Raw genomic sequence first — 25011 nt, forward strand, 5'->3', positions numbered from 1 at the left:
GCAGGACGGTGGGTCGGTGTCAGTCGTCGACGGCCTGGTAGACGGTGGTCCAGAAGTCCTGGATGAGGTGGGCGGCGTTGGGGACGGACATGCCGACCTGGGTGAGCAGGATCCCGGTGAGCCCGTTCTCCGGGTCGGCGTAGGTCGAGGTGCCGCTTCCGCCGTCCCAGCCGAACTGTCCGACGGGCGCGTAGTCGCCGCGGTAGGTGCGCACCGCCATGCCGAGGCCCCAACCGCCGTGCTGTCCCTGGCCGAAGGACAGGTGGACGTTGTCGAGGGCCATGGCGGTGCGCGCGGCGTTCTGCTCGGGCGTGAGACGGTTGGTGGTCATCAGGTCGACGGCGGGCCGGGACAGGATCCGCTCGCTCCCGTGCAGGCCGCGGTTCAGCAGCATCCGGAAGTAGGCGTGGTAGTCGTCGGCGGTGGAGACTAGACCGCCACCGCCGCCCGGGAACGCCGGAGGCTTGCTCCAGCGCCCGTCCGCAGCCTCGTCCCACACGGTGAACTCGCCCGTCCGCGGGTCGGGGGCGTAGAGGGTGGGCAGGCGGTCGGCCTTGTCGGCAGGCACGTGGAAGCCGGTGTCCGTCATGCCCAGCGGCTCGAGGACGCGCTCGCGCAGGAAGGTCTCGAACGGTCGGCCGGTGACCCTGGCGACGAGCACGCCGAGCAGATCACTGCCGATGTGGTACTGCCAGCGCTCGCCGGGCTGGTGCATCAGCGGGAGCGTGCCGAGGCGGCGCATCCACTCGTCCGGCTCGGGCATCGGGGTCGGCAGATCGGGGGTGAGACCCTGCTCGAAGACGGCGTTCATGATCGGCGTGCCCAGTGACGTCATATCCATGCCGAGGCCGAAGGTGCAGGTCAGCACATCCCGTACGGTGATCGGTCGCCGCGCCGGCACGGTGTCGTCCAGCGGGCCGTCGATCCGCTTCAGCACCTGCCGGTCGGCCAGTTCCGGCAGCCACTGCTCGACCAGGTCGTCCGGGCGCAGCCGGCACTCGTCCAGCAGGACCATGGCCGTGGCCATGGTGACCGGCTTGGATGTGGAGGCCATCCGGAAGACCGTGTCCCGGCGCATCGGCGCGCCGCCGCCGTGGTGCATCGTCCCGAGTGCCTCGACGTGCGTCTCCGAACCCCGGCTCACCAGCGCCACGACCCCGGGTATCCGTCCCGACTCGACATGCCGCGCGAGCACGTCGCGCACCCTCTGCAGTCCCGTCTTCGAGAAGCCGGCGTCACGCGTTCCCATCACGGGTCTCCTTGTGTTCAGTGGTCGATCTACGGCACGTCCCGGGGCTCGTGGCCCGGCGGTGTGCGCGTGCACGCACGCCACGCAGCCGCTGATGCGGACGGCGAACAGCCCCACGTCGCGGGCCAGGCGGCCGGCCCGGTCACTGCCCGTCAGGCACCACCCCTCAGGCACCGGCTCTCAGCCTGGCGGGCGCCCTGGGGGGCGAACAACGGCGAAGTCGGCAAGGCTGCGTTGTCCCGCCGGTCATCGATGCGCGTTGTGTCAACGCAGCATTGACCGCTAGGTTCATGATCAGGAGGCGGCATGGAACTGCGCGACATCGAGATCTTCCTGGCGCTGGCCGAGGAACTGCACTTCGGGCGCACCGCCGAGCGGCTGCACATCACTCCGTCCCGGGTCAGCCACGCCATCAAGAAGCAGGAACGGCGCATCGGCGCGCCGCTGTTCGAACGCACCTCCCGCACGGTCCGCCTCACCGCGCTCGGCCAACAGCTGCGCGACGACCTGCTGCCCGCCCGCCTGCAGATCCAGCAGGCCATCGACCGGGCCGTCGCCGAGGCGCGCGGCATCACCGGTCCGCTGCGCGTCGGCTACTCGACTCCCTGGTGCGCCGATCTGGTCCTCCGCGCGGCCGAGATCTTCCGCGTCCGGCACGCCGGGTGCACCGTGCAGATCCACGAGATCCAGTTCGACGACCCGCTCGGCCCGCTGCGGCGAGGCGAGTTGGACGTGCAGGTGAGCGAGTTCCCCGTACGCGAGCCCGGCATCACCAGCGGACCCGTGCTGCTCTCCGAGCCGCGGGCACTGATGGTCCCGGCCGGCCACGCGTTGGCCGGGCGCAGCAGTGTGTCACTGGAGGACCTGGCCGATGCCCCGCTGATCACCCCGCGGGGCAACGTCCCGAAATCCCTGCTGGACTTCCACCTGCCCTCCCATACCCCTTCGGGGCGCCCAGTCCCCCGAGGAGCCGCATACACGTTCTGGCCCGAGGCCCCCGCCATGGTCGCCGCGGGTCTCGGCGTGTCGGTCGTGGCCGTGCGCGCCGCCCGGTACCACGACCGACCCGGCGTCGTGTTCGTCCCCTTCCGTGACGGGCCGACCCTCGACTACGGCCTGCTGTGGCCGAGCACCGGGCCGTCGGCCGCCGTCACGGCTCTCGTCGGCGTGCTGCGCGAACTCGCCGACGAGAAGCCCCGACCCGAGCCTGTCGTGTGATCCGCCGAACGGGACCCGACCACCCGTCAGCCCGGTCACTGCCGTGTGTTCAGCTCGGCTCGCCGCCGGGCCGCTCCGCACGGAGCATGGAGAAGATCACCTGATCGTGCCACCGGCCGCCGCGCCACTGCGCGGAGCGCAGCACGCCCTCCCCGACGAAGCCCGCCTTCTCCAACGCGCGCTGCTCGGCGAGGTTGGCGCAGTCCGTCCAGGCCTGGAGCCGTTCGGCCCTGGTGTGGTCGAAGAGGTACTCGGCCAGCAGTCGCTGGGCCCGGTTGCCTATGCCGCGGCCGTGCGCAGCGGGCACCAGTCCGATCGCCAGGGTCCAGCAGGTGGAAGTGGCGGGCCGCCCCCAGGTGCCGGCGAACCACTCGACCCGACCCACCGTCCGGCCCGCCTCCGCGACGGAGAGCACGCCGCTGTCGGGGCCGAGCAGGCCGTTCTCCGCGAACTGCCGGCGCAGGCCGGCCGGTGAGCCGAAGCCGACCACTGGTACTGACCGGCCCCCTCCGGCCCGTTGAACTCGCACTCGAACAGGTCGAGGTCGTCGGCGGTCACCGGGCGCAGGGCGATCTCGTCGGACATGGAACGGCTCCTGATCCTCTCGGCCACAGGGTTCGACCCCGGGCGGCCAGCGTGGGCAACGGCACCCGGCTCTTCCACACATCGAGCCGCGCCCCGCGTGGCTGCCCCTCACAGATCCCTCTGCAGGCGGTCTTTACGGGAACTGTCCTGGACATGTAAAACAACGTACTCCGGCGGCACCCCTCCGCCGTGACCCTCTCTCAGGTTCAGCGCCACGCTCCGCCGGGCCCCGCGCACACCCCTCGCGGGCGCCCGCACCCTCCCCACACACCGAGGAGCACGATGCGCATTCCCCGCAGCACCGCCGTGGCCACCGCCGTCGCCGTCGTGGCGGGCGCGCTGGTGACCGCCGTTTCGCCGACCGCGGGTGCGGCCGACCGCCCGGCGCCGTCCCAGTCGGCCGCGGTGGCGAGGGCCGAGGCCGCGATGACCTCGCACGCGGCCCAACTCGGCGTCACCGAACGGCAGTCCAGCACCGTGCGGGACGTGGTGGCGGATGCCGACGGCAGCCGCCACGTCCGCTTCGACCGCAGCTACGCCGGCCTGCCGGTGCTCGGCGGCGACCTGGTGGTGCACCTGGCCCCGGACGGCTCGTACCGCGGGGCGGACCGGGCCGCGACCACGGACCTGGCCGTGCCGTCGACCACCCCGACCGTCGGCAAGGCCGCCGCCGTCGAGCAGGCGAACGGCGAACTCGCCCGCGCCGGCCAGGGCCGCACCACCGTGCAGCAGGGCGCACAGCCGCAGTTGGTGGTCGACGCCCGCTCCGGCACACCGCGCCTCGCCTGGCAGACCACCGTCTCCGGCACCGACTACCTGGGCAACCCGGTGGCCAGGACGGTGCTGACCGACGCCCGGACGGGCGCCCGGATCGACGCCTGGGACGGCCTGGAGACCGCGGCCGGCGACGGCGCCTCGCTGTACAGCGGCACGGTCGCGCTGGAGACCACCGCTTCCGGCAGCAGCTACCAGCTGAAGGACCCGACCCGCGGCAACACCTACACCGGCGACGCCGCCAACAAGACCGACCTGTGCTTCGGTTCGATCTGCTTCAGCCGGGCGCCCGCCACGCTGTTCACCGACGCGGACAACCACTGGGGCACCGGCACCACCGCCGACCGGGCCACCGCCGCCGTCGACGCGCAGTACGGCACCAACACGACCTGGGACTACTACAAGAACGTGCACGGCCGCTCCGGCATCGCCGGCGACGGCAAGGGCTCGTACAACCGGGTGCACTACGGCAACAACTACAACAACGCGTTCTGGCAGGACAGCTGCTTCTGCATGACGTACGGCGACGGCGACGGCTCGACCTTCGGCCCGCTGGTGTCGCTGGACGTCGCCGGACACGAGATGTCGCACGGCGTGACCTCGCGCAGTGCCAAGCTCAACTACTCCGGCGAGTCCGGCGGGTTGAACGAGGCGACCTCGGACATCATGGGCACGCTGGTCGAGTGGTACGCGGGCAACGCCTCCGACGCGGGCGACTACCTGATCGGCGAGCGGATCGTGAAGTCCGGCTTCGGCAAGCCCGCACTGCGCTTCATGGACCAGCCCTCGCGGGACACCAAGTCGGCGGACTGCTGGAGTTCGAGCGTCGGCAACCTGGACGTGCACTACTCCTCGGGCGTGGCCAACCACTTCGCGTACCTGCTCGCCGAGGGCAGCGGCGCCAAGGTCGTCAACGGGGTCTCGTACAACAGCCCCACCTGCAACGGCTCCACCGTCTCCGGCATCGGCCGGGACGCGCTGGGCAAGATCTGGTACCGCGCGCTGACCGTCTACATGACGTCGACCACCAACTACGCCGGTGCGCGCACGGCGACCCTCAAGGCTGCCACCGACCTGTACGGCGCCGGCAGCACCGAGTACGCGGCGGTCGCCGCCGCCTGGTCGGCGGTCAGCGTGGGCTGACCCGCACCGTCGAACCGCGGCGCCCCGCTCCCCCGGTCCTGCCGGGCGGAGCGGGGCGCCTGTCGTCGACGTCCGGGGTTCAGGCCCGGCCGAGCGCCCGGTCGACCCGGATCTCGATCACCACGCGGTCCGGATTCACCCGCGGCGGGCGGTAGCGCTCGGTGTAGCGGGACACCGCGTCGGCCACCTTGTCCGGGTCCTGGCTGACCGTCGCCACGCCCTCCAGGGTCGCCCAGCGGGCCCGGTCGACCTGGCAGAGCGCCACCCGGGCGCCGTCCGGGCCGGCCTCGGCCACGTTGCGCACCTTGCGGCTGGTGCGGCTGCTGATCACCCGCGCCACCAGCGTCTCGGGGTCGAAGGTGGCGCCCACCGGCACCACGTGCGGCGTGCCGTCCGGTCGCAGCGTGGTGAAGGTGCACAGCTGGTACTCGCGCCAGAAGGCGAGGTAGGCGTCGTCGAGTGCGCCGAGATCATGGGCCATGACCTGCATGTTACGGACCCGGAACGGACCCGCTGCCTGCCGGGGAGCCTCCGGCGGTAGCGTGCTGGGCTGCAGTAGCGTGATCAGCCAGAGGAGACGGAGTGCCGGTGGTGGGGTTGGCCGAGCAGACGGCGGGTGGGGCGATCTTGGGACAGGCGGTACCGGGATTCGCACCGTGGCCCCCGCAGGGGGACGGCAAGCAGCGCGGCAGGGCGCTGCGCGAGCGGGCTCCGCGGGCGACGCACGCCCGCTTCGAGGTGTCGGCCGACCGGCCGACCGTGGCCGAGGCGGTGGACGAGGCCAACATCGGGCGCCTGGAGCACCTGGTGCCGATAAGAGTGGGACGGATGGCGGCCTCGCCGTTCGCGTTCCTGCGCGGTTCGGCCGGGCTGATGGCCCACGACCTGGCGGACACCCCGGTGTCAGGGGTCGTCTCGCAGCTCTGCGGTGACGCGCACGCGGCGAATTTCGGCCTCTACGGCGACGCCCGCGGCCGGCTGGTGATCGACATCAACGACTTCGACGAGACCGCCCCCGGTCCGTGGGAGTGGGACCTGAAGCGGCTCGCGGCGAGCCTGGTGCTGGCCGGCCGCCAGGCGGGTGCCTCGGAGGACGTCTGCCGGCAGGCGGCGTTCCACGCCTCGTCCTCGTACCGCAAGACGGTGCGCAAGCTGGCGAAGCTGCCCGCGCTGGACGCCTGGAACGCGATCGCCGACGAGCACCTCGTCGCCTTCGCCGAGGCGCACGACCTGGCCGGGGTGCTGGAGGCGGTGGCGGAGAAGGCGCTACGGAACACCAGTGCCCGGTTCGCCGCGAAGTCGACGGTCCGTCAGGACGACGGCGGCTGGCGGTTCACCCCGGCGCCGCCGGTGCTCAGCCGGGTGCCGGACGCCGAGACCGCCGCGGTGGCGGGCTCGCTGGCGGCCTACCTGTCGACCGTGGCACCGGAGATGCAGCCGCTGCTGAGCCGGTACAGCGTCCAGGACGTGGCGTTCCGGATCGTCGGCACCGGCAGTGTCGGCACCCGGGCGTACGTGGTGCTGCTGGTCGACCAGCGCGAGCAGCCGCTGGTGCTGCAGGTGAAGGAGGCACGGCCCTCGGTGCTGCTGCCGCACCTGGCCCGGGCCGGCTTCGCGGTCTCCGGCCTGCCGGTCCACGAGGGCCAGCGGGTGGTGCTCGGCCAGCGCCGCATCCAGGTGGTCAGCGACGTGCTGATGGGCTGGACGACCGTCGACGGACTCCCCTACCAGGTGCGGCAGTTCCGCAACCGCAAGGGCAGCGTCGACCCGGCGGCACTGCGCCCCGACCAGCTGGACGACTACGGCCGGCTGACCGGCGCACTGCTCGCCCGGGCACACACCCACACCGCGGACGCGGCGGTGCTCGCCGGGTACTGCGGCAAGAGCGAGGAACTGGACGTGGCGATGGCGGACTTCGCCGTCGCGTACGCGGACCGCAGCGAGGCCGACCACGCCGAGCTGCTGGCCGCCGTCCGGGCCGGCCGACTGCCCGCGGAGACCGGTATCTGAGACGGCGTCGGCCATCGGCGGACTCCGGTCCTCCGATGGCCGATTCGCGTCCTTCCGGCGCGTCCGCCGTACCCGTACGGTCGGGTGTCGGGACGGGTGCCGCGGCGCCCGCACGCCCGCCGACCCCGCACACCTGCACGAGTGAACGCCCGGACCGACGCGTCCGCCTGCGGTGCGCGCAGGGCGGACGGCCGGGCGCCGACGCCTGGAGGACCGGATGACCACCGCGCACCCCGCGGCCCCCGACATGCCCGCCCTCGTCCCGCTGCACTGCCTGCGCCACGCCGAGCCCGGCCCGCCGCGTCTGGCGGCGCTGCCCACCGGCACGCCCGTCTGGGTGGTGACCCGCCACGCCGACGTCCGCAAGCTGCTCGCCGACCCGCGCTTCGACCGGGCCTCGCTGTTCGCTCCCGACGCCCCCGCCACCACGCTGGTACCGAATCTGCTGGACGACCCGCAGGCCATGCTCAACCTCGACGGCGAGGAGCACCAGCGGCTGCGCCGCACCGTGCAGCGCGCCTTCACCCCGCGGTCGATCGCCCGCTGGCGGCCCTGGGTGGGTTCGGTGGTGGAGGGGCTGCTGGACGGCCTGGAGACGGCCGGCTCCCCCGCCGACGTGGTGGGCGCGTTCAGCCGGTCACTGCCGGTCGCGGTGATCAGCCGGCTGATGGGCCTGGACGGCCTGGACTACGAGCGGCTCGGCCGCTGGAGCGACCACGCGCTGTCGGCCACCGCGTACACCGCGGAGGAGATCCAGCAGGCCATGCAGGAGTTCGGCCGGTTCGGGCAGCAGCTCGTCGACGAGCGCCGCAAGGACCCGGGCGAGGACCTGGTGAGCAGTCTGGTCGAGGCCGCCGACCGCACCGAGGGCGTCACCGAGGCCCAGTTGGTCTCCCTGGTCTGCGGCCTGGTCGTGGCCGGGCACGAGACCACCATGACCTCCCTCGGCAACGCCCTGGTCTACCTGCTCTCCGAAGGCGCCGACGGCTGGGCCCGCATCGCCGAGAGCGAGGCGAACGCGGCCGCGGCGGCCGAGCAGCTGCTGCGCGCGGTGCCGCTCGGCGACCAGGAGACGACGCCCGGCCTGCTGCGCCGCGCGGTCGAGGACGTGGAGATCGGCGGGGTGCTGATCCCGGCCGGCAGTGTGGTCGCCGCGGACGCCCGCACGGCCAACCACGACCCGGCCGTCTACCCCGACGGCATCCCGCTGTTCGATCCGCTCGACACGCCCAGCCTGACCTTCGGCGCCGGCCCGCATCACTGCCTGGGCGCCTGGCTGGCCCGGATGGAACTGGAACTCGCCCTGCACGGGCTGGCCCGGCGGTTCCCGGCGCTGCGGCTGGTCGACCCGGTGGAGGCGATCGAGTGGCGGCGCGGCCTGCTCACCCGCAGCCCGCTGCGGCTGGCGGTGGCCTGGTGAGCGGCTCCTCGGCGGGCGGTTCTTCGCCGGATGGCCTGGAGGTCCGGGTGGACCGGGTGCGCTGTGTGGGCACCGGGCTGTGCGCGGCCGCCGCGCCGGGCGACCTGCTGCTCGGCGACGACGGGAAGGCCCGGCCGCGCCACGCCGTGGCCACGGCCTCGGAGGAGCTGACGGAGGCGGCCGAGATGTGCCCGACCGAGGCGCTGACGGTGCACCTGGCGGCCACCGGCGAGTTGGTGGCCCCGCTGGACTGAGCGGGGCCGGCTGCCCCGGCGGGCGAGTGTCCCGCCGGGGCTCCCGGTGTGGGTTCCGGCCGGGGCACCCGGGGGGTCAGTTCGGCTGGTGCTGGAGGGCTTCCCGCGTCGGGCCGGCCACGGATCGGGAGGGCTCGCCCGCCTGCCGGTCCACGGCCCAGGAGACGCCGGCGATGGCGCAGCCGGCCAGTGCCAGGGCGGAGCCGACCAGGGTGGGCGAGGTCCAGCCCCAGCCGGCGCTCAGCGCGAGCCCGCCGAGGTAGGCGCCCTGGGCGTTGCCGAGGTTGAACGCCCCCTGAACGGTCGCCGAGGCGAGGGTCGGCGCGTTCCGGGCCTTCTGCAGCACCAGCGTCTGCACCGTCGGCACCACCGCGAACCCGGCGATGCCGATCAGCACCACGATCGCCGCGGCCGACCACCTGGCGTGCGCGGTCACCGCGAACACCCCGAGCGCCAGCGCCATCAGCAGGAAGGCGGCGCAGATGCTGGGCCGCAGCGCCCGGTCGGCGGCCCAGCCGCCGATCGCGTTGCCGATCGTGAAGCCGACGCCGAACAGGGCGAGGACGACCGTCACCGAGCTCTCCGCGAACCCGGCGACCTCGGTGAGCAGCGGGGTGATGTAGCTGTAGCAGGCGAACAGGCCGGCGCAGCCGACGACGACGGTCGCGAGGGCCAGCCACAGCTGCCCGCTGCGGAAGGCCGACAGCTCGTGCCGGAGCCCGGCCTGCGGGTGGCTGGGCAGGTGCGGGACGAGCCGGGCGATCGCGGCGGCGCCCAGTGCGCCGATCGCGACGACCACCAGCATCGCGGCCCGCCAGCCGAGTTGCTGGCCGAGCAGGGTGGCGGCGGGGACGCCGACGATGTTGGCCACCGTCAGCCCGGAGAACATCACCGACACCGCCCGGGCCCGCATGTGCGGTGCGGCGAGTTCGGCCGCCGCGACGGCGCCGGCGCCGAAGAACGCGCCGTGCGGCAGGCCGGTGATCAGCCGGGCGACGGCGAGGAAGGCGAAGTTCGGGGCGATCGCGCAGAGCAGGTTGCCGACCGTGAAGAGGCCGGTGAGCCCGACCAGGACGGCCTTGCGCGGCAGCCGCGCGCACAGGCCGGTGAGCAGCGGCGCGCCGATCACCACGCCCAGGGCGTAGAGCGAGATCAGCCAGCCGGCCTGCGGGATGGACACGTGCAGGCCGTCGGCGATCTGCGGCAGCAGGCCCATGGCGGCGAACTCGGTGGTGCCGATGGCGAAGGCGGTGACGGCTAGGGCGACGAGCGCCAGAGGCATGGTGACTCCGTGGTCCCGCCACCGGCGGCGGGTGCGCCGGTCCGGTGGGCGGGTTCGCTGGGCGGGCGGGCGGTCGCCGCTGACCGCCGCAGGGCCGCTCCGGCCGGAAGTGTCCGGCGGCGCGGGGATTTTGCGCCGGGCCGGGCCGGGTCGGGCGGGTTCGTACCGACCCTATCGTCCGGACCGCCGCCGGCCCGGGACGGGGGTCGGCGGCGGCCGTGGCACGGCAGTGGTGGTGCGCCGCCGGTCAGGCGGCGGTGGTGAGGTCCCGGATGCGGTGGAGTTCGCCGACGATGTCGTTGAGGGTCAGGCAGTCCGGCGGCAGCTCCTCCAGGGCGGGCCGCCCGGCCGGCGGGCCGCCGCGGCCGTCGAGCGCGTCGGCGACGGCGTCCAGGGCCTCGGCCACCCGACGGGCCGCCGGGGCGTCCGGCCGGGCCGCGCCGTGCTCCAGGCGGACGGCGGCGGCGGTGGCCGCGTCGACGATCCGCTCGGCGCCGGTGGTGACGCGCAGCCAGTCCCGGGTGCGTCCGGTGTGCAGCTCCACGGCGGCGGTCTCGGCGGCGGTACGGGCCTCGGCGAGCGCCTGGTAGGCGGCGCGGCGCAGTTCCGCGCGGCGCGGCTCGGACTCGGGGCCGGTCAGCACGTGGTCCAGGTAGCGGCGGGTGTGCCGCAGGGCGCGCGCGGAGCGGTGGCCGACCCGCGCCTGGGTGTCGGCGAGCCGGGGCAGGTGCCCGACGAGCAGGACCAGCGCACAGGCGACCGCGGTGTCGGCGAGCCGGGAGGCGGCGGCCTGCCGGTCGCCGCCGACCGAGACGAAGGCCAGCACGGTCACCGTGATCACCGCGGTCTGCAGGGCGAAGTGCCGTACGGCGAACGGGATCAGCGCACCCCCGGCGGCCACCGCCGCGGCCGGCCACCAGGGGCCGGTGAGCAGCCCGGCGAGCGGTACGAAGGCCAGCACGCCGGCGGCGGTGCCCACGAAGCGGCTGACCACCCGGGAGAACAGCGGGCCGAAGTCCGGCTTCACCAGGAACGCCGCGGTGGCGGGCAGCCAGTACCAGTGCCCGGTGTGCAGCAGGAGCGCCACGGCGGTGCTGACGGTGACGCAGGCGGCAACCCGCAGGCCGTACTCGCGGCCCGCCGGGCCCGCCGGGTGCACCAGCAGGCGCCGCGGGCGCCGGGGCGGTGCCTCGGGGTCGGCCGCGCCGAAGGCGAGTCCCGCCTCCAGGACGGCCCGGTCGAAGGCGCTGCGCGCCGGGGTGTCGGAGACGGGGGCGGGCAGCGCGCCCGGCGCGGTGTCGCGGCGGACGGCGTCCGCGAGGCGGCGCGGCCCGTCGGCGATCCGCGGCGGCAGCGGGGCACCCTCCCAGAGCAGGGCGACGCTGGCCTCGCAGAGCGCGGCCGCGGTGCCGAGGCGGGCGGCCGTCCGCAGGTCGGCGGCGGCCCGGGCGCGGCCCGGCAGCCGGAACAGCGCCCGCAGCCGAAGCGCCTCGTCGGCCCGGTCGAGTGCGGCGGTCAGCGCGCGCCGGGCCGGCTCGGCGGCGGGGGTGCCGACCGCCTCCAGGGCGTCGGCCAGCGCGTCGTACACCGCCGCCACTGCGGCCCGTTCGTCCGCTGCCGGGCCGCCGGCCGGGCGACGTACCGTCAGGCGGAGCAGCAGCATCCAGGCCGCGCCCGCGAGGAAGAATGCGGCGCCGAGCCAGGCCGGCACCGTCAGCGGCATGCCGCCGCCCACGGCGGTCAGGACGAGCAGTTGCAGGCCCGCCAGCGACCAGACCGGGCCGGCCACGCTCACCGCGCCCGACACCAGGCCCACCAGTGCGAGCACCGGCAGCGCCCAGGGGCCTGCCGTCCGTCCGAGCAGCAGGCCGAGTGCGCCGGCGAGAGCGGGCAGCGCCATGTGCGCCACGCCGCTGCGCCAGGTGCCGGGGCGGTCGTTGATACCGGCGAACATCGCACCCAGCCCGGCCAGGACGCCTGCCTGCGGCTGCCCGGCGGCGAGGCAGAGCGCCAGCACCGGGCCCATGCCCAGGGCGCCCCGCACCATGGCCGGCCAGGGCACCGGTCCGCCGCGCTGCCAGCGCAGCGGGTGCAGCAGCCAGCCGGGTGCGGCGGACAGGGGGCGGGGCAGTGGCAGGCGCACGGTCCTCCTCGGATGTCGAGGGCCGCATCGTCGGGGCCGCAGGGGCTGGGCCACCGGTCGGGCGGCCCTGCCACCAGCCTAGTACCGCTGATTGTCGGGGCCACTGCGACAGGGTTACAGCAGAGTGTCGGCCCGGCCGAAATCTTTGCCCCCACCCTGCTGCATAACTTCTTGACCGCCCATCACCGGCACCACTACATTCCCCCCAACCCAATCGACACGGAAACAGGGAAAACTGACGTGGACTGGTACTTGGCTGTACTCAAGAATTACGTGGGTTTCGGCGGCCGGGCACGCCGCAAGGAATACTGGATGTACGCGCTGGTCAACTTCGCCGTCTACGTCGTCCTGGGGATCGTGGGCTACCTCCTCGACACCTCCCTGCTCACCGCCCTCTACGGCCTCGCGGTGCTCCTCCCGTCCCTGGCCGTGACCGTCCGCCGCCTGCACGACACCGGCCGCTCCGGCTGGTGGCTGCTGATCGGCCTGGTGCCGTTCGTCGGCGCCATCGCCCTGATCGTCTTCGCGGTCCTCGAGGGCCAGCCCGGCGACAACGAGTACGGCTCGAACCCGAAGCTGACGCCGGCCACGGCCTGACGCCCGGGAAGGACAAGCGGGCCGGGGCAGCCGAAAGGCCGCCCCGGCCGTTTCCGCATTCCCCCGGGAGAAATCCGGGAGACCTCCGGCGGAACGCCCGGCGAATTCCACGGCGCACCCGTCCCGGGCCGTTCAAGAATTCCCGCCGCCGGAATTCCGCAGGCCGGAGGCCGTGCGGAGGGCCGGACATGACGGACCGTCGGCCGTTCGCCCTCCCCCCGATCGCTGCCGGAAGGGCCGTACGGCGGGCCCGTTCGCGGGCGGCGCGGCGGCCTCGGCAGGGCGGCGCGGATCGGGTATACCTGGCAGGCGTGATCCGTAGACGCGTGGTGGTGGCCGGGGTCGTGCAGGGCGTGTTCTTCCGGGACACCTGCCGACGGGAGGCCGCCGCGGCGGGCGTGGCGGGCTGGGTACGGAACCTCCCGGACGGCCGGGTCGAGGCCGTCTTCGAGGGCCCGCAGGACGCCGTCGAGCGCATGGTGGCGTGGTGCGGGCGCGGGCCGAGCCGCGCCGTCGTCGAGGAACGCCGCGTCTCCGAGGAACCCCCCGAGGGCCTCACCGGCTTCGAGGTCCGCCCCACCGCCTGGTAGCCCCCGCCCCGAGCCGAAGGGCCCGCCGGCGCCGGAAGGGAGAAGCGAGGGAGCGCAGCGACGGAGCATGGGGGCACCTCCCAGCCGCCAGGCCGGGGGAGACCGTCGGCGCCGGATCAAGAGGGCCCGGAGGCGAGCGGGCGACGATCAGCACGGAAGGACACACATGCCTGGAGCGCTGGACGGCAGGGTCGCTTTGGTCGCCGGGGCGACCAGGGGTGCCGGCCGGGGGATCGCGGTCGAGCTCGGGGCGGCCGGGGCCACCGTCTACGTCACCGGCCGCAGCACCCGGGAACGGCGGTCGGAGTACGACCGCCCGGAGGTCCTCGAGGACACCGCCGACCTGGTGACCGCGGCGGGCGGCCGCGGCATCGCCGTCCCCACCGACCACCTGGTGCCCGCCGAAGTGCGCAGCCTGGTCGACCGGATCGCCGCCGAACAGGGCCGGCTGGACGTCCTGGTGAACGACGTGTGGGGCGGCGAGAACCTCTTCGTCTGGGACACCCCGGTGTGGGAGCACGACCTCGACAAGGGGCTGCGGCTGCTCCGGCTCGCGGTGGAGACCCACGCGATCACCAGTCACCACGCGCTCCCCCTGCTGCTGCGCCACCCCGGCGGTCTGGTGGTCGAGGTGACCGACGGCACCGCCGAGTACAACCGGGACACCTACCGGGTGTCGTTCTTCTACGACCTCGCCAAGGCCTCGGTGCTGCGGATGGCGTTCTCGCTCGGCCACGAGCTGGGGTCGCGGGGCGCCACGGCGGTGGCCCTGACGCCCGGCTGGATGCGCTCGGAGATCATGCTCGACCACTTCGGCGTCACGGAGGAGAACTGGCGCGACGCGCTGGCGCTCCAGCCGCACTTCTGCATCTCCGAGACGCCGCGCTACGTGGGCCGGGCCGTCGCCGCGCTGGCCGCGGACCGCAAGGTGAGCCGCTGGAACGGGCAGTCGCTCTCCAGCGGCGGGCTCGCCGGGGTGTACGGGTTCACCGACCTCGACGGCAGCCGGCCGGACGCCTGGCGCTACATGGTCGAGGTCCAGGATCCGGGCCGGCCGGCCGACGCGACGGGATACCGCTGACCGCGCGCCCCGTGCGTGTCCGTCAGCAGCCCCGTGCGTGTCCGTCAGCCGGCCGCCCGGACGGCTGCGCGCTCCGCCGGCCGGCGGCTGCCGGTGCCCGCGGCGACGGCCAGGGCGGCCAGGGCCTCCGGCGCGCCGGCCTGGCCGCGGATCCCGGGGAAGGCGTTGACGTCCACGATCAGCGGGCCTGCGGCGGTGGCCAGGATGTCGACACCGTAGACGTCCAGCCCGAAGACCTCGCCGGCGGCGAGGGCGAGGTCCCGCCAGTGCGCGGGCAGTTCGGCGACCGGGAGCGCGGCCCGGGTGGCTGCACCGGGCGCGGGCGGGGCGAGTTCGGAGCGGCGGCGCTCGGCGAAGAGGCGGCCGTCCACCGCCCACAGCTTGTGGTCCCAGCCGTCGTTGGCCGCCAGCGGCTGGACGACGACCGGCTCCCCGGGCCACTCGGCCGCGAGGCGCCGGGCCGTGGCGGTGTCGGGGACGGCGGCGACCAGGTCGCCGCGGCGGCTGTGCAGGCTCTTGACCACCGCCGGCTCCGGGACGTCCAGACCGGCCAGGTCCGCGGTGCGGGTCGGCGCGAACGGCAGGCCCGCGGCCAGGGCGCGGTCGGCCATCCGCTGCCGGTCCTGGCAGAAGGCCGTGGCGGCCACCGGGTTGACCACCGGCACGCCCCGCTCCTCCAGCCGTGCGGCGAGGGCGAGCGCCTGCGGTGTCCGGGCCTTTAGCAGGCAGACGTCGGGGCGGCCGGGCTCCTCCGGTGCGGCGGGGTGCTGGGTGTCCACGGTGTGACCGCCGGCGCGCAGCAGTACCGCTGCGGCGGTGAGCAGCGGGTGGCCGGGGTCGGCGGTGAGCAGGCGGACCCGGAGCTGCCGGGTCACGCGGCGCCGCCGACCGCGGCGGGGACGGTGCTCCCGACGCCCTGCGGCGGCACTGCGGCGACCGACGGCCAGGAGGAGCCGGTGCGGGCCAGCCGGAGCACCGCGCGGGACACCCGGGCCACCGCCTGCGGGACGGCCCGGAAGCTCGGGAAGTCGTTGACGTCCACGACCACCGGGCCGTCCGGGCCGAGCAGGATGTCCACGCCGTACAGGTCCAGCCCGAAGACCTCGCCGACCTGGGCGGCCACCGCGGCCACCTCGGGGGCGAGCGCGACCGGCCGTTCGCGGTGCGGGTGGTCCGGGTGCAGCGGGGAGGTCCGCTCGGTGGCGAACAGTTCGCCGCCGGCGCAGTAGACCTTGAGGTCCACGCCGCCGTTCGGGACGTACGGCTGCGCGATGAGCAGCCCCTCGCCGCCGAGCTCGGCGCCGAGCAGGGCGAGGTGGTCGGGGCGTTCGACGAGGTGGACGGCGCGGCCGGAGCTGCCGTCGGCGGGTTTGACCACCAGCGGGTAGTGGCTGTCGGGTATGCGCCCGAAGTCCTCCCAGCGGGCGGCGGCCCAGGTGGGCGGGACGGGCAGGCCGCGGTGGGCGGCGATCACGGCGGCCTGTGCCTTGTCGCGGACGGGGCGGATGGCCCGCGCGTCGTTGACGGTGGTGAGGCCGACGGCCGCGGCGGCCTCCAGCAGGCCGAGGCCCGGGCCGCCGGAGACGGTCTTGAGCACCCAGGCGTCGTGGTCGCCCGCGCGGACCAGCTCGCCGAGGTCCATCAGCGAGCCGCCGGGCCGGACCACGTCGACCCGGTGGCCCCACGCGGTCAGCCGGCGCACCACGTCGAGCGGCATGCCGTCGTTCCGGTAGTGCTCCTCGACCAGGAAGCAGAACCTCATCCGCGACTCCCGTCCCCCCGCCGGGCTCCCTCGGCCCGGACACAGCGCTCCAGGATGCCACGAACCTTCCGGGCAAGATCGCCCAAGTCGTCCGCGAACAGCTACAAGCGGGTCACAGCCGACGGCGTGTCGCGCCGCGGATCGGACCGGCCCGACGGTCCCGTCCGGCGCCCGACGCGGCGTCAGCGGGCCCGCGGGGCGCGGATGTCACGGCGGCGTACCGAAGCCGTTCCAGCAGACCACAGGTGGGTCACCGCCCGAAACGGCACCCCGCCGACTCCGATGATCCCATTACCCTCTCTTGGTGAGCCCTTGTCCCGTTCCGGGTAGGGCACGGGTACCGGAAGGAGGGGGCGGTGCGCGAAACCGTCAGTACCGGGCCCGTGACGGGGGCCGGGACCGAACAACCGCTCACGGCGGCACGGACGCCCGAAGGCGTACTGCGGCCGGTCGGCCTGCACGACCTGCGCGACCGGCCGGTCCCCGGCGCGCTGCGCTACCCGGCCGGGGACGTCGTGGTGGTCTCCGGCCTGCCCGGCAGCGGCAAGTCCACGCTGATGCGGCGCTGCGCCCGGGCACCCGTCGTCGACTCCCAGCACTCCCGCGAGCGCTACCAGGAACGGCTGCCCCGCGTGCCGTATGCGCTGTACCGCCCGCTGGTGCGGCTGCACCACTACCTGGGCCTGCACCGGGCGCTGCGGGCGGGCGGACCGCTGGTGGTGCACGACTGCGGCACCCTGCCGTGGGTGCGCCGGTGGGTGGCCCGGACGGCCGCCGCCCAGGGCCGGCGGCTGCACCTGCTGCTGCTCGACGCCAGCCCGCAGCAGGCCGCCCAGGGGCAGCAGGAGCGGGGCCGGCAGGTCTCCGCGTACGCCTTCGCCCGGCACCGGTGGGCGACCGCCCGGCTGCACGCCTCGCTGGCTCTGGCCGAGGGGCCGGTCGCGGGCTGCGCCACCACCGTGCTGCTCGACCAGACGGGCGCCCTGCGGCTGCGGGACATCGACTTCGCCGACGCCTGAGGCGGGGGCCTGCGAGGCGGGCCGCCGCCTGTGCTGCAGCGCCGAACCGTGCTGTTGCGCCGGAGGGACGGACGAGGGTACGCGCGTGCCACGGGGTCCACCCCTCGGGCCGGATGGGCGGCGCCCACCGGGGTGAGGGGTCGCGCGCGTCGCCTCGCGCGCCCGCGCGCGCTGGTTACTGTGCAGCCATGCCCACCCCCTCATCCCGGCGCAAACCGCGTCTGCGCCGGCTCGCCGACCGGCTCGGCGCGCAGTACCGCACCGCCTTCGAGCCGCAGTACGACCCCGCCCGCCGCAGCTGGACGCTGCGCTGGTACGACGGCCCCACGCCCGCCACGGTGCAGACCGCCCTGCGGAGGCTCGGTCCCGACTCCGAGGGCGTCCTCGTCCGACGCGACATCACCACCCGTGCCCTGGCCCTGGCCGCCCTCCGGGAGACCAGGGCCGGCGCCATGCACCGCTGGGTCGGCAGCTGGGGCCAGCGCTACCACCTGGCCCAGCTCCTCGCGGAACAGGAGCACCCGGACCGCACGGCCGGCCCGCGCGAGGCCGCGATGCTGGAACGGCTGCTCGCCGCGGCCACCGCGGGCAGCGGCCCCTGGGCGACGGCGGACGAGTCCAGGGCCTTCGAACTGATCGCCCGGGACGGCATCGCCTGGCTGCTGCCCAGCGACCGGCTCGCCGGACCGGAGGACGGCGACGGCCTCGCCCTGACACCGCTGGAGTACCTGACCTCCCGCTACGCCTCCGGGGTGCACCGCGCCGCCTGGGAGACGGCGCTGACCACCATGCCGCTGCGGGCCGCGGTGACGGCCGCCCAGGCCGACCCGGAGCCCTCCGCGGACGCCGCCCGGGCCGCACTCGCACTGCTGCCGGCCCTGCGGGCCCAGGTCAACAGCGAACTCGACCGGGCACAGGCCCGGCTCTCCGGAGTGCTCCAGCCGCAGGCCTGAGCGGGCCTGCCGGACCGGCCTGGTCGGAGCCCCGCGGCAGAGCCCGACGTCAGAGCCCGGCGTCGCGCGCGAGCAGGGCGGCCTGCACGCGGTTGTCGCACCCGAGCTTGGCCAGGATGCGGCTGACGTACGTCTTCACCGTGGCCTCGCTCATGTGCAGCCGGGCCCCGGCGTCCGCATTGGAGAGGCCCTCGCCGAGCAGGTCGACCACCGTGCGCTCCCGGTCGGTGAGGACGGCCAGCCTGCGGCGGGCGGCCTCGCCGCGGGCGGTGGCCGGGCCGGCCGCCAGGCTGTCGACGATGTGCCGGGTGGCGGCCGGTGACAGGAAGGCGTTGCCGCCGGCCGCGGCCCGGACGGCCTGGATGAGTTCGCCCGGCGCGGTGTCCTTGAGCAGGAACCCGGCGCCGCCGGAGGCGATCGCGCGCAGCACGTTCTCCCGCTCGCCGAAGGTGGTGAGGACGAGGGCCCGGGCGCCCGGGGCGGCCCGCGGCAGCTCGGCCAGTGCGGTCAGACCGTCCATCACCGGCATCTGGATGTCGAGCAGCACCACGTCCACCGCGTGGGCCCGGGCGAGCTCGAGGGCCTCGCGGCCGTCGGCGGCCTCGGCCACCACGTCGATGTCGTCCGCCGAGGTCAGGATCATCCGGATACCGGCCCGGATGAGCGGCTCGTCGTCGGCGACGAGGACCTTGATCACTTCTGCGGCCTCCTGAGCGGCATCACTGGTCGTCACCTGGCAGGGTAGTGCTGCTTGTCGACCAGGCGGCCGTCGCGGAAGCACAGCCTGAGCACGGTCTCCGTCTCGATCGAGGCGCTGTCCTCGTCCGACATGAACCACGCGCAGGAGGCGTCGGCCGGCACCGGCGGGCCCTGGTCGCGGTACTCACCGGTCATCATCCTGCTGCCGGGCGGCAGGATGCTGCGCACCTCCTGCTCCGAGGTGCCGACCCGCAGGCCGTCGAAGGTCTCCCGGGACAGCGTGGCGTTCCCCAGCATCTGGAAGAACGTCAGGGCGGCCCAGACCAGCGCGCCGAGGGAGGCCAGCAGCACCAGACCCGCCCCGATCGCGCAGCCCAGGGCCGGGCTGCGGCGCGGCAGCGGCTCCGGCGGCACCACCGGGAAGCCGAGGTCCAGCTCGTCGGACGGCCCGCCCGCCGCGGCGCCCTCGCCCCGGCCCGTGCCGTCGTACGGGAGCACGCCGGCCAGCCGGAACCCGCCCTCCGGGGTGGGGCTCGCGTGCACCATGCCGCCGAGCAGCCTCGCCCGCTCGCGCAGGCCGGTCAGGCCCTGGCCGCCGCGGACGGCCCCGTCGGCCGCCTCCGGGGCGGGCCCGTTGTGCACCTCCACCACCAGGGCATCCGGCTCGTACCGCAGGGCGACGGAGATCGGAGCACCCGGCGCGTGCTTGTGGGCGTTGGTCAGCCCCTCCTGGACGATCCGGTACGCCGCATGGCCGGCGGCCGCCGGCAGCGCCCTGGGCTCGCCCGACCGCTCGAGGGCGACCTTCGCGCCGGCCGCCCGGGACGCCTCGGCGAGCCGCTCCACGGCCTCCACCCCGCCGGCCTCCGGCAGCGTGTCGTCGCGGAGCAGGCCGACCACCTCGCGGAGCTCCCGCATGGCACCGGCCGCCGCCTGCCGGAGGACGCCCACCGCCTCCCGCTGCGGCGCGGTGAGGGTGCGGTCGACCTCCAGCGCACCGGTGTGCACGGATATCAGGGCGAGTTGGTGGCCGAGGCTGTCGTGCATGTCCTGGGCGATCCGGTGCCGCTCGCGCAGCCGGGCCTGGTGGGCGATCATCACCCGCTCGCGCACGAGCTGCGCATTGCGCTCCTGCAGGGCGCTGAGCAGGGCCCGGCGCTGGGCGCGGTACCGGCCCACGACGGCGGGCAGGACGGCCAGCAGCAGGAAGCCGACCGTGGAGACCACCAGGTTGGCGCGGACCGGCAGGCCGTCGGTGTTCAGCCCCAGCGCGGTGATCAGCACACCGGTGAAGGCGGTGCAGAAGGCGACGGTCAGCAGCAGCGGCCGGGTGATCCGGTACCCGGCCGACCAGCCGGCCGCGACCAGCAGCGGGAGGAAGCCGCCGTACCCGCCGATCGCCGCGCCGGTCACCACCAGGACGGTGCCGGGCAGGCCGCGCCGCAGCAGACACAGCACGGCCCCGGCGAGCCCCGCGGCGAGCGCCCCGGCCGGGCCGGAGTCGGCGAGCTGGATCAGACCGCCGAGGCCGCCGACGACGACCGCGGCCACGCCCTCGTTGACCACCCTGAGCGTGCCCCAGGGGCCCGGCAGGACGCGGCGCAGCAGGGCCCTCGGCCGGAGGTCCGCCCTGGTCGGGGCCGTCGGGAGGAGCGCTCCCAGGAGCGGCCCCGGGGTGCGGAGCGCGGTCGTTTTCGTGGTCACGGGCAGAGGCTAGCGGTCCGCCCCCGGGCGGCCGCCACCATCCTCGGTATCGACCTGCTTCGACCAAAGTCGCTGCTCCGGCCGGCGCCGGCGGGTCACTCGCGGCGGATCAGCAGCAGCGCGATGTCGTCCAGCCGCTGCGCCGTCCGGCTGGCCCGTGCGACCAGCCGGTCGGCGAGGCCGTCGAGGGTGCGTGCCCCGTGGGCGGACCCGGCGCTGTCGGGTGCGCCCGGCAGGGCGGGCAGGACGGGCCCGGCGTGCGCGAGCGAGCTGCGCAGTTCGTCGATGCCCTGGTCGATGGAGGTGGAGGGGGTCTCGACCAGCCCGTCGGTGTACAGGGCGAGGACGGAGCCGACCGGCAGGTGCAGCCGGGTGGTCGGGTAGTGCGCCGACCGGTCGACGCCGAGGAGCGGGCCGCCCTCCAGGTCGACGACCTCGGTGCGGCCGTCGGGCCGTCGCAGCAGCGGCGGCAGGTGGCCGGCCCGGACGCCGTGGGCGCGCCCGTCGGTCGGGTCGAGGTGGATCAGGCAGCAGCTGGCGAGCAGACCGGGATCGAGGTCGACGAGGAGGTGGTTGGTGCGGACGAGGACCTCGGCGGGCGGGCTGCCGCCGGAGGCGAAGGCGCGGACGGCGCTGCGCAGCTGGCCCATGGTGGCTGCGGCACCCACGTTGTGGCCCTCGACGTCCCCGATGACCAGGCAGAGGCCGTGCGGGGTGGCGATCACGTCGTACCAGTCGCCGCCGATCTCCATGCCCCGGGTGCCGGGGAGGTAGCGGGCGGTGATGGCGATGCCGGACACGGCGGGCAGCCGGTGCGGGAGGAGGGCCTGCTGGAGTCCGCGGGCGAGGGTGAACTCGGCGTCGTAGAGGCGGGCGCGTTCCAGGGCCTGGGCGATCAGGCCGCCGAGGGCGGTGAGCTGGACGCGGTCCTCTGGGGTGAAGGTGCGGGGCTGCTCGAAGCCGAGGATGAGGCTGCCGACGGGGTGGCCGGAGGCGATGAGCGGCAGGAAGGCCCAGGCCCGCATCTCGTCCTGGGGGATGCCGGGGTAGGCGGCCTGGAGTTCGCTCGAGGTCTGGAAGAACAGCGGGCTTCCGGCGCTGAGGGTCTCGGCGCCGGGCAGCCGGGCGCCCATCGGGGTGGCCTCGAAGCGGTCGAGGAAGCCCTCCGGGTAGCCGCTCTGCGCGACGAGGTGCATGCGGCCGTTCTGGGCGAGGTAGAGGGCGAGCTCCTGGCCGCCGTAGCCGGGCAGGATCTGCTGGAGGACGGTGTCGCAGACCTCCTGGACGGTGACCGCCTCGGTGAGGGCGCTGGCGAGCTGGAGCAGGTGGTAGGTGGCGCCGAGGCTGGCGGGGGCGGCCGGCGACGGGGCCTCGTGCAGCAGGGCGTTGCGGGCGGCCGGGTCGGTGGGCTCGGCGGCGGCGACGATCCGGCCGGTGACGCCGTGGGCGTCCGGGTACAGCGAGAAGGCGAGCCAGTGGTCGGGGGGCCGGCAGGCGAGGAAGGCGGTGGGGCGGCGGGAGAGCATCGCGGCGCGGTAGCGGTCCTCGTAGGCGGGGTCGCCGAGCCAGGGCAGCACGTCCCAGGGGTGGCGTCCGAGGAGTTCGTCCCGTCTGGCCTGGAGGAACATCTCGGCCGTCCGGTTGACGTAGACGACCATGCCCTCGGCGTCGAGGGCGAAGACGCCGTCGCGCAGGCGCTCGACGGCGGCGACCGCGGCGGAGCCGGCGGAGTCGTCGAGGACGACGATCACCAGGTGGGTTCCGTCGGCGACCCGGCGGCCGCGGAGTTCGAGGGTGCGGTGCCCGCCGCGCGGGTCCTTGACCCTGACCTGCCGGTCGAACGGGCGGCCCTCCCGGGCGGCGCGGCGGACGGCCTCGCGCAGCAGCGGCACGTCCTCGCGGGAGAGCCGGTCGACGAGGGTGGCGGCGCGGCCGTCGAAGGAGCCGGGGGCGATGCCGAGGATGCCGGCGAGGTCGTCGTCGATGGTGAGGCTGCTGCCGGGGATGTCCCAGTCGAAGACGCCGACGCGGGTGGCCGGGCCGGACGGCGGCGGGAGCTGGACGACGGTCGGCTGGTCGGCGGCGACCAGGGAGCCGTACGGGGCGAGGGCGGCGGCGATCCGGTTGGCCGAGGTGCGCAGCTGGCGGCGGGCCCCGCCGGGCAGGCCCGCCTCGGCGCCGCCGGGCCACAGCACGCACAGCACGCCGAGGGTGTCGTCGCGGGTGCTGATCGGTGCGGCGGCGAAGGAGTAGGCGTAGGGCAGACCGACGGCGAGCCTGGGGAAGCGCCGCATGGTCTCGTCGGGGTCGGCGAGGACGATGGTGCGGCCGGTGCGGTAGGCCTCGGAGGTGGGGAGCGGGGCCATCACGGCGATCCGCCGGAAGGCGCTGAGCAGCGGCAGGGGGACGCCGACGACGGTGCTGAGCACGAGCGATCGGCGGTCGGGCGACGGGAGGTAGATCAGCCCGCCGTAGCCGGAGGTGGCGGCGACCGCCCTGGTCAGCGCCTCGGCCAGGAGTTTCTCCACGGCGTCGCGGTCGAGGGCCGCGCGGTCGGCCGCGCCGGGGGACGGGCCGGGCGGCACGGGCGACGGGCCGGGTGGGCCGTTCGGCCCGGACAGGCCTGCACCGGTGCCGGGGCGTGCGGACCCGGGGTTCGTGCCGGGCGGCCCGGTGGCGGCACCGCCCGCGCCGTCCGGGGCGTGCCGGTCCGCGCTGCCGGGCGGCGGACGTTCGTGGTCCGCGCTGCCGGGCGGCAGCTGGAGGCCGGGGGCGTGACTGTCTGCGGGGGCGTCCGGCTGCCCGGCCACCGCCCCCGGATCGCCGTCAGCCGGCACGCCCAGGCGCATTCTTCATCCCTAGTCCCGGACCTCCGAAGGTGTCAAACGGAACCAGTGGCTCCGCTCCGATCGGATCGGGGCCGATCGGAGCGGAGCCCTTGCCGTCCGGCCGCGCAGGCCCCTCCGGGCCGGGCGGGCGGGCGCGGCAGCCGTTGCGGATCAGCCGGCGGGCACCGTGTCGGTGAAGGCGGTGCCCGCCGCCCGGTAGCCGGCGACCTTGGCGGCGACCTGGGCCGGGGTGAGCACCTGGTCCTGGACGAAGTACACGTAGTCGACCTGCTCGTCGTAGGAGCGCGGGGTGCCGGCGGTCTGGCCGTTGAGGTCGATCAGCCAGTGGTTGAAGTCGATCCACTGCCGGGTCTCGGGCAGGTAGGGCTCGCCGTGCACCGCGAAGACCTGTCCGTCGATGTAGTAGGTGATGGCGGTGGAGTCGATGGTGATCTGGAGGTCGTGCCAGCCGTTGAAGGAGGTGCGGCTCTCGGTGTGGGTGTTGACGGCGTTCCACGGGTCCGGGTTGTAGGTCTCCCAGGACGTGGAGTACATGATGTTGCCCTGCTCGCCCCAGCCGCCGTTCGGCAGGTACTCGAAGTCCTGCTCGCTGTAGTCCGGGTCCATCGGCCGGTTGAGCGGGGTGAAGGCGAAGAAGGTCTGGTTGACGTGGTCGCCGTCGGGGCCGCCGCTCGGGGCGTCGTCGAACTTCACCCGGGCCGCGTAGGTGCCGTTCTTGAACTTCCGGGCGGTGGTCTGGATCTCCGTCTCCCTGGTGCCCGCCGCGGTGCCGTCGGTGGTGAGCCGGAGGTTCATCACGGAGCTCGCGAAGGTGACGTCCGCCGGGGACCAGGTGGCGCCGGGGACGCCCGGGCCGCCCTGGCCGGACTTCACCGTCCAGCCGTTCTGCTGCAACCGGGGGTCGCTGCTGGAGGTGTAGGAGAAGTCGTCGAACAGGGCCGGTGCGTTCGGGTCGGTGGGCGGCGTGGTGGGCGGGGTCGTGGGGGGCGTGGTCGGCGGCGTGGTCGGGGTGTTGCCGGCCGGGGCGGTGCCCCAGAGCAGGGTGCCGGAGCGCTGCAGGGTGACCTTGTCCCAGTTCGCGTAGGAGGTCTGCGCGGCGCCGAAGGAGTAGTCGTCCGACTGGACGAGGGTCTGCCAGTCGGAGCGGTAGAACCGCAGTTGCATGTCGCCGGTGCTCTGGCCCGGGGCGAGCGAGCCGGCGCCGGCGGTGAAGCCGATCTCCAGGTAGCGGTCGGCGGTCGCGGTCGGGTTCGCGAGGGTGCCGAAGGTGCCGGTGATGTTGGCGCAGCCCTTGACCGCCCAGGAGCAGGCGAAGCGGTAGACGGTGTTCGGGCCGTCCGCCTTGAAGTAGTAGCGCAGCTTGATCTCGCCGAGCGGCACGGTGGTGGTGCCGGTGTTGACGACCTCCAGCCAGGGCTCGGACTGGTCGGCGGTGGCACCGGTGGCGCTGGTGCGGTAGCGGACGCTCAGCGCGTCGGTCGCGGCCGAGGCGGGCGCGGTGAGCAGCGCGGCGCCCGCCAGTCCGGCGGCGACGCAGACGGCCGTCGCGGTGCGCAGGCGGCGCGGGGTACGGGGCTTTCCTGACACGGTGATCCCTCTCTCCGGTGGGGCGGTGCGGGACGGTGCCGCGGAGCGCGGCACCCGGGTGCAGGGCAGGGAGCGTGCGGGTGGTGCGGATC

The 25011-nt window shown here is 74.9% G+C and carries 21 protein-coding genes; 10 read left to right on the plus strand and 11 right to left on the minus strand.

What is annotated here, in order from left to right; translation table 11 throughout:
- Positions 1–19: 19 nt before the first annotated feature.
- On the minus strand, positions 20–1249 hold the full coding sequence (locus tag ACQ614_RS05270; RefSeq protein ID WP_431676990.1) for a serine hydrolase domain-containing protein: 1230 nt from the start codon (positions 1247–1249) through the stop codon (positions 20–22).
- 306 nt (positions 1250–1555) lie between these two features.
- Between ACQ614_RS05270 and ACQ614_RS05275 the strand changes: the two genes are divergently transcribed.
- On the plus strand, positions 1556–2467 hold the full coding sequence (locus ACQ614_RS05275) for a LysR family transcriptional regulator (protein WP_431676991.1): 912 nt from the start codon (positions 1556–1558) through the stop codon (positions 2465–2467).
- Between the two features lie 49 nt (positions 2468–2516).
- On the opposite strand, the gene ACQ614_RS05280 is transcribed toward ACQ614_RS05275, so the two are convergent.
- Positions 2517–2957, minus strand: a complete 441-nt coding sequence (locus ACQ614_RS05280) for a GNAT family N-acetyltransferase (protein ID WP_431676992.1) — start codon at positions 2955–2957, stop codon at positions 2517–2519.
- A gap of 377 nt (positions 2958–3334) precedes the next feature.
- On the opposite strand from ACQ614_RS05280, the gene ACQ614_RS05285 reads away from it, so the two are divergent.
- On the plus strand, positions 3335–4969 hold the full coding sequence (locus ACQ614_RS05285; RefSeq protein ID WP_431676994.1) for a M4 family metallopeptidase: 1635 nt from the start codon (positions 3335–3337) through the stop codon (positions 4967–4969).
- Positions 4970–5048: 79 nt separating this feature from the next.
- On the opposite strand, the gene ACQ614_RS05290 is transcribed toward ACQ614_RS05285, so the two are convergent.
- Positions 5049–5450: a pyridoxamine 5'-phosphate oxidase family protein gene (locus tag ACQ614_RS05290; RefSeq protein ID WP_431676996.1), complete on the minus strand. Its 402-nt coding sequence runs from the start codon at positions 5448–5450 to the stop codon at positions 5049–5051.
- 107 nt (positions 5451–5557) lie between these two features.
- On the opposite strand from ACQ614_RS05290, the gene ACQ614_RS05295 reads away from it, so the two are divergent.
- From ACQ614_RS05295 to ACQ614_RS05305, 3 genes are all read left to right on the plus strand, one after another.
- Positions 5558–6979: a DUF2252 domain-containing protein gene (locus ACQ614_RS05295; RefSeq protein ID WP_431676997.1), complete on the plus strand. Its 1422-nt coding sequence runs from the start codon at positions 5558–5560 to the stop codon at positions 6977–6979.
- 217 nt (positions 6980–7196) lie between these two features.
- Entirely contained in the window at positions 7197–8399 is a 1203-nt protein-coding gene (locus ACQ614_RS05300) for a cytochrome P450 (protein ID WP_431676999.1), read from the plus strand.
- Positions 8396–8653, plus strand: a complete 258-nt coding sequence (locus tag ACQ614_RS05305; RefSeq protein WP_431677000.1) for a ferredoxin — start codon at positions 8396–8398, stop codon at positions 8651–8653. Before ACQ614_RS05300 ends, ACQ614_RS05305 begins: the two co-directional genes overlap by 4 nt.
- A gap of 76 nt (positions 8654–8729) precedes the next feature.
- On the opposite strand, the gene ACQ614_RS05310 is transcribed toward ACQ614_RS05305, so the two are convergent.
- Positions 8730–9935, minus strand: coding sequence for an MFS transporter (locus ACQ614_RS05310; protein WP_431677002.1), 1206 nt, complete (start codon positions 9933–9935; stop codon positions 8730–8732).
- Between the two features lie 247 nt (positions 9936–10182).
- The gene (locus tag ACQ614_RS05315) at positions 10183–12078 is read right to left on the minus strand and encodes an FUSC family protein (protein WP_431677003.1); all 1896 of its coding nucleotides are present in this window, start codon (positions 12076–12078) and stop codon (positions 10183–10185) included.
- A gap of 240 nt (positions 12079–12318) precedes the next feature.
- Here ACQ614_RS05315 and ACQ614_RS05320 point away from each other — a divergent pair, with 240 nt between their 5' ends.
- From ACQ614_RS05320 to ACQ614_RS05330, 3 genes are all read left to right on the plus strand, one after another.
- On the plus strand, positions 12319–12675 hold the full coding sequence (locus ACQ614_RS05320) for a DUF805 domain-containing protein (RefSeq protein WP_431677005.1): 357 nt from the start codon (positions 12319–12321) through the stop codon (positions 12673–12675).
- A gap of 311 nt (positions 12676–12986) precedes the next feature.
- Positions 12987–13265 (plus strand): acylphosphatase, encoded by a 279-nt coding sequence (locus ACQ614_RS05325; RefSeq protein WP_431677006.1) that lies wholly within the window; start codon positions 12987–12989, stop codon positions 13263–13265.
- A gap of 166 nt (positions 13266–13431) precedes the next feature.
- Entirely contained in the window at positions 13432–14346 is a 915-nt protein-coding gene (locus tag ACQ614_RS05330; protein ID WP_431677007.1) for an SDR family oxidoreductase, read from the plus strand.
- 44 nt (positions 14347–14390) lie between these two features.
- On the opposite strand, the gene ACQ614_RS05335 is transcribed toward ACQ614_RS05330, so the two are convergent.
- Both ACQ614_RS05335 and ACQ614_RS05340 read right to left on the minus strand, forming a co-directional pair.
- A complete protein-coding gene (locus ACQ614_RS05335; protein ID WP_431677008.1) occupies positions 14391–15221 on the minus strand; it encodes an ATP-grasp domain-containing protein in 831 nt (276 codons plus the stop codon).
- On the minus strand, positions 15218–16108 hold the full coding sequence (locus ACQ614_RS05340; RefSeq protein ID WP_431677009.1) for an ATP-grasp domain-containing protein: 891 nt from the start codon (positions 16106–16108) through the stop codon (positions 15218–15220). The genes ACQ614_RS05335 and ACQ614_RS05340 overlap by 4 nt, the downstream gene beginning before the upstream one ends.
- A gap of 356 nt (positions 16109–16464) precedes the next feature.
- Between ACQ614_RS05340 and ACQ614_RS05345 the strand changes: the two genes are divergently transcribed.
- Positions 16465–17127: an AAA family ATPase gene (locus tag ACQ614_RS05345; protein ID WP_431677010.1), complete on the plus strand. Its 663-nt coding sequence runs from the start codon at positions 16465–16467 to the stop codon at positions 17125–17127.
- Between the two features lie 188 nt (positions 17128–17315).
- Positions 17316–18080 carry a hypothetical protein gene (locus ACQ614_RS05350; RefSeq protein ID WP_431677011.1) on the plus strand — a complete coding sequence of 255 codons (765 nt, stop codon included), beginning with the start codon at positions 17316–17318 and terminating at the stop codon, positions 18078–18080.
- Between the two features lie 49 nt (positions 18081–18129).
- On the opposite strand, the gene ACQ614_RS05355 is transcribed toward ACQ614_RS05350, so the two are convergent.
- The 4 genes from ACQ614_RS05355 to ACQ614_RS05370 form a co-directional block, all read right to left on the minus strand.
- The gene (locus ACQ614_RS05355; RefSeq protein WP_363489776.1) at positions 18130–18777 is read right to left on the minus strand and encodes a response regulator transcription factor; all 648 of its coding nucleotides are present in this window, start codon (positions 18775–18777) and stop codon (positions 18130–18132) included.
- A gap of 32 nt (positions 18778–18809) precedes the next feature.
- A complete protein-coding gene (locus ACQ614_RS05360; protein ID WP_431677012.1) occupies positions 18810–20483 on the minus strand; it encodes a sensor histidine kinase in 1674 nt (557 codons plus the stop codon).
- Positions 20484–20578: 95 nt separating this feature from the next.
- Complete coding sequence (locus tag ACQ614_RS05365) at positions 20579–23332, minus strand: SpoIIE family protein phosphatase (RefSeq protein WP_431677013.1); 2754 nt, start codon at positions 23330–23332, stop codon at positions 20579–20581.
- 150 nt (positions 23333–23482) lie between these two features.
- On the minus strand, positions 23483–24919 hold the full coding sequence (locus ACQ614_RS05370) for a cellulose binding domain-containing protein (protein WP_431677015.1): 1437 nt from the start codon (positions 24917–24919) through the stop codon (positions 23483–23485).
- Positions 24920–25011: the final 92 nt, after the last annotated feature.

Source organism: Kitasatospora dryopteridis (assembly GCF_050749075.1).
Classification (GTDB): Bacteria; Actinomycetota; Actinomycetes; order Streptomycetales; family Streptomycetaceae; genus Kitasatospora.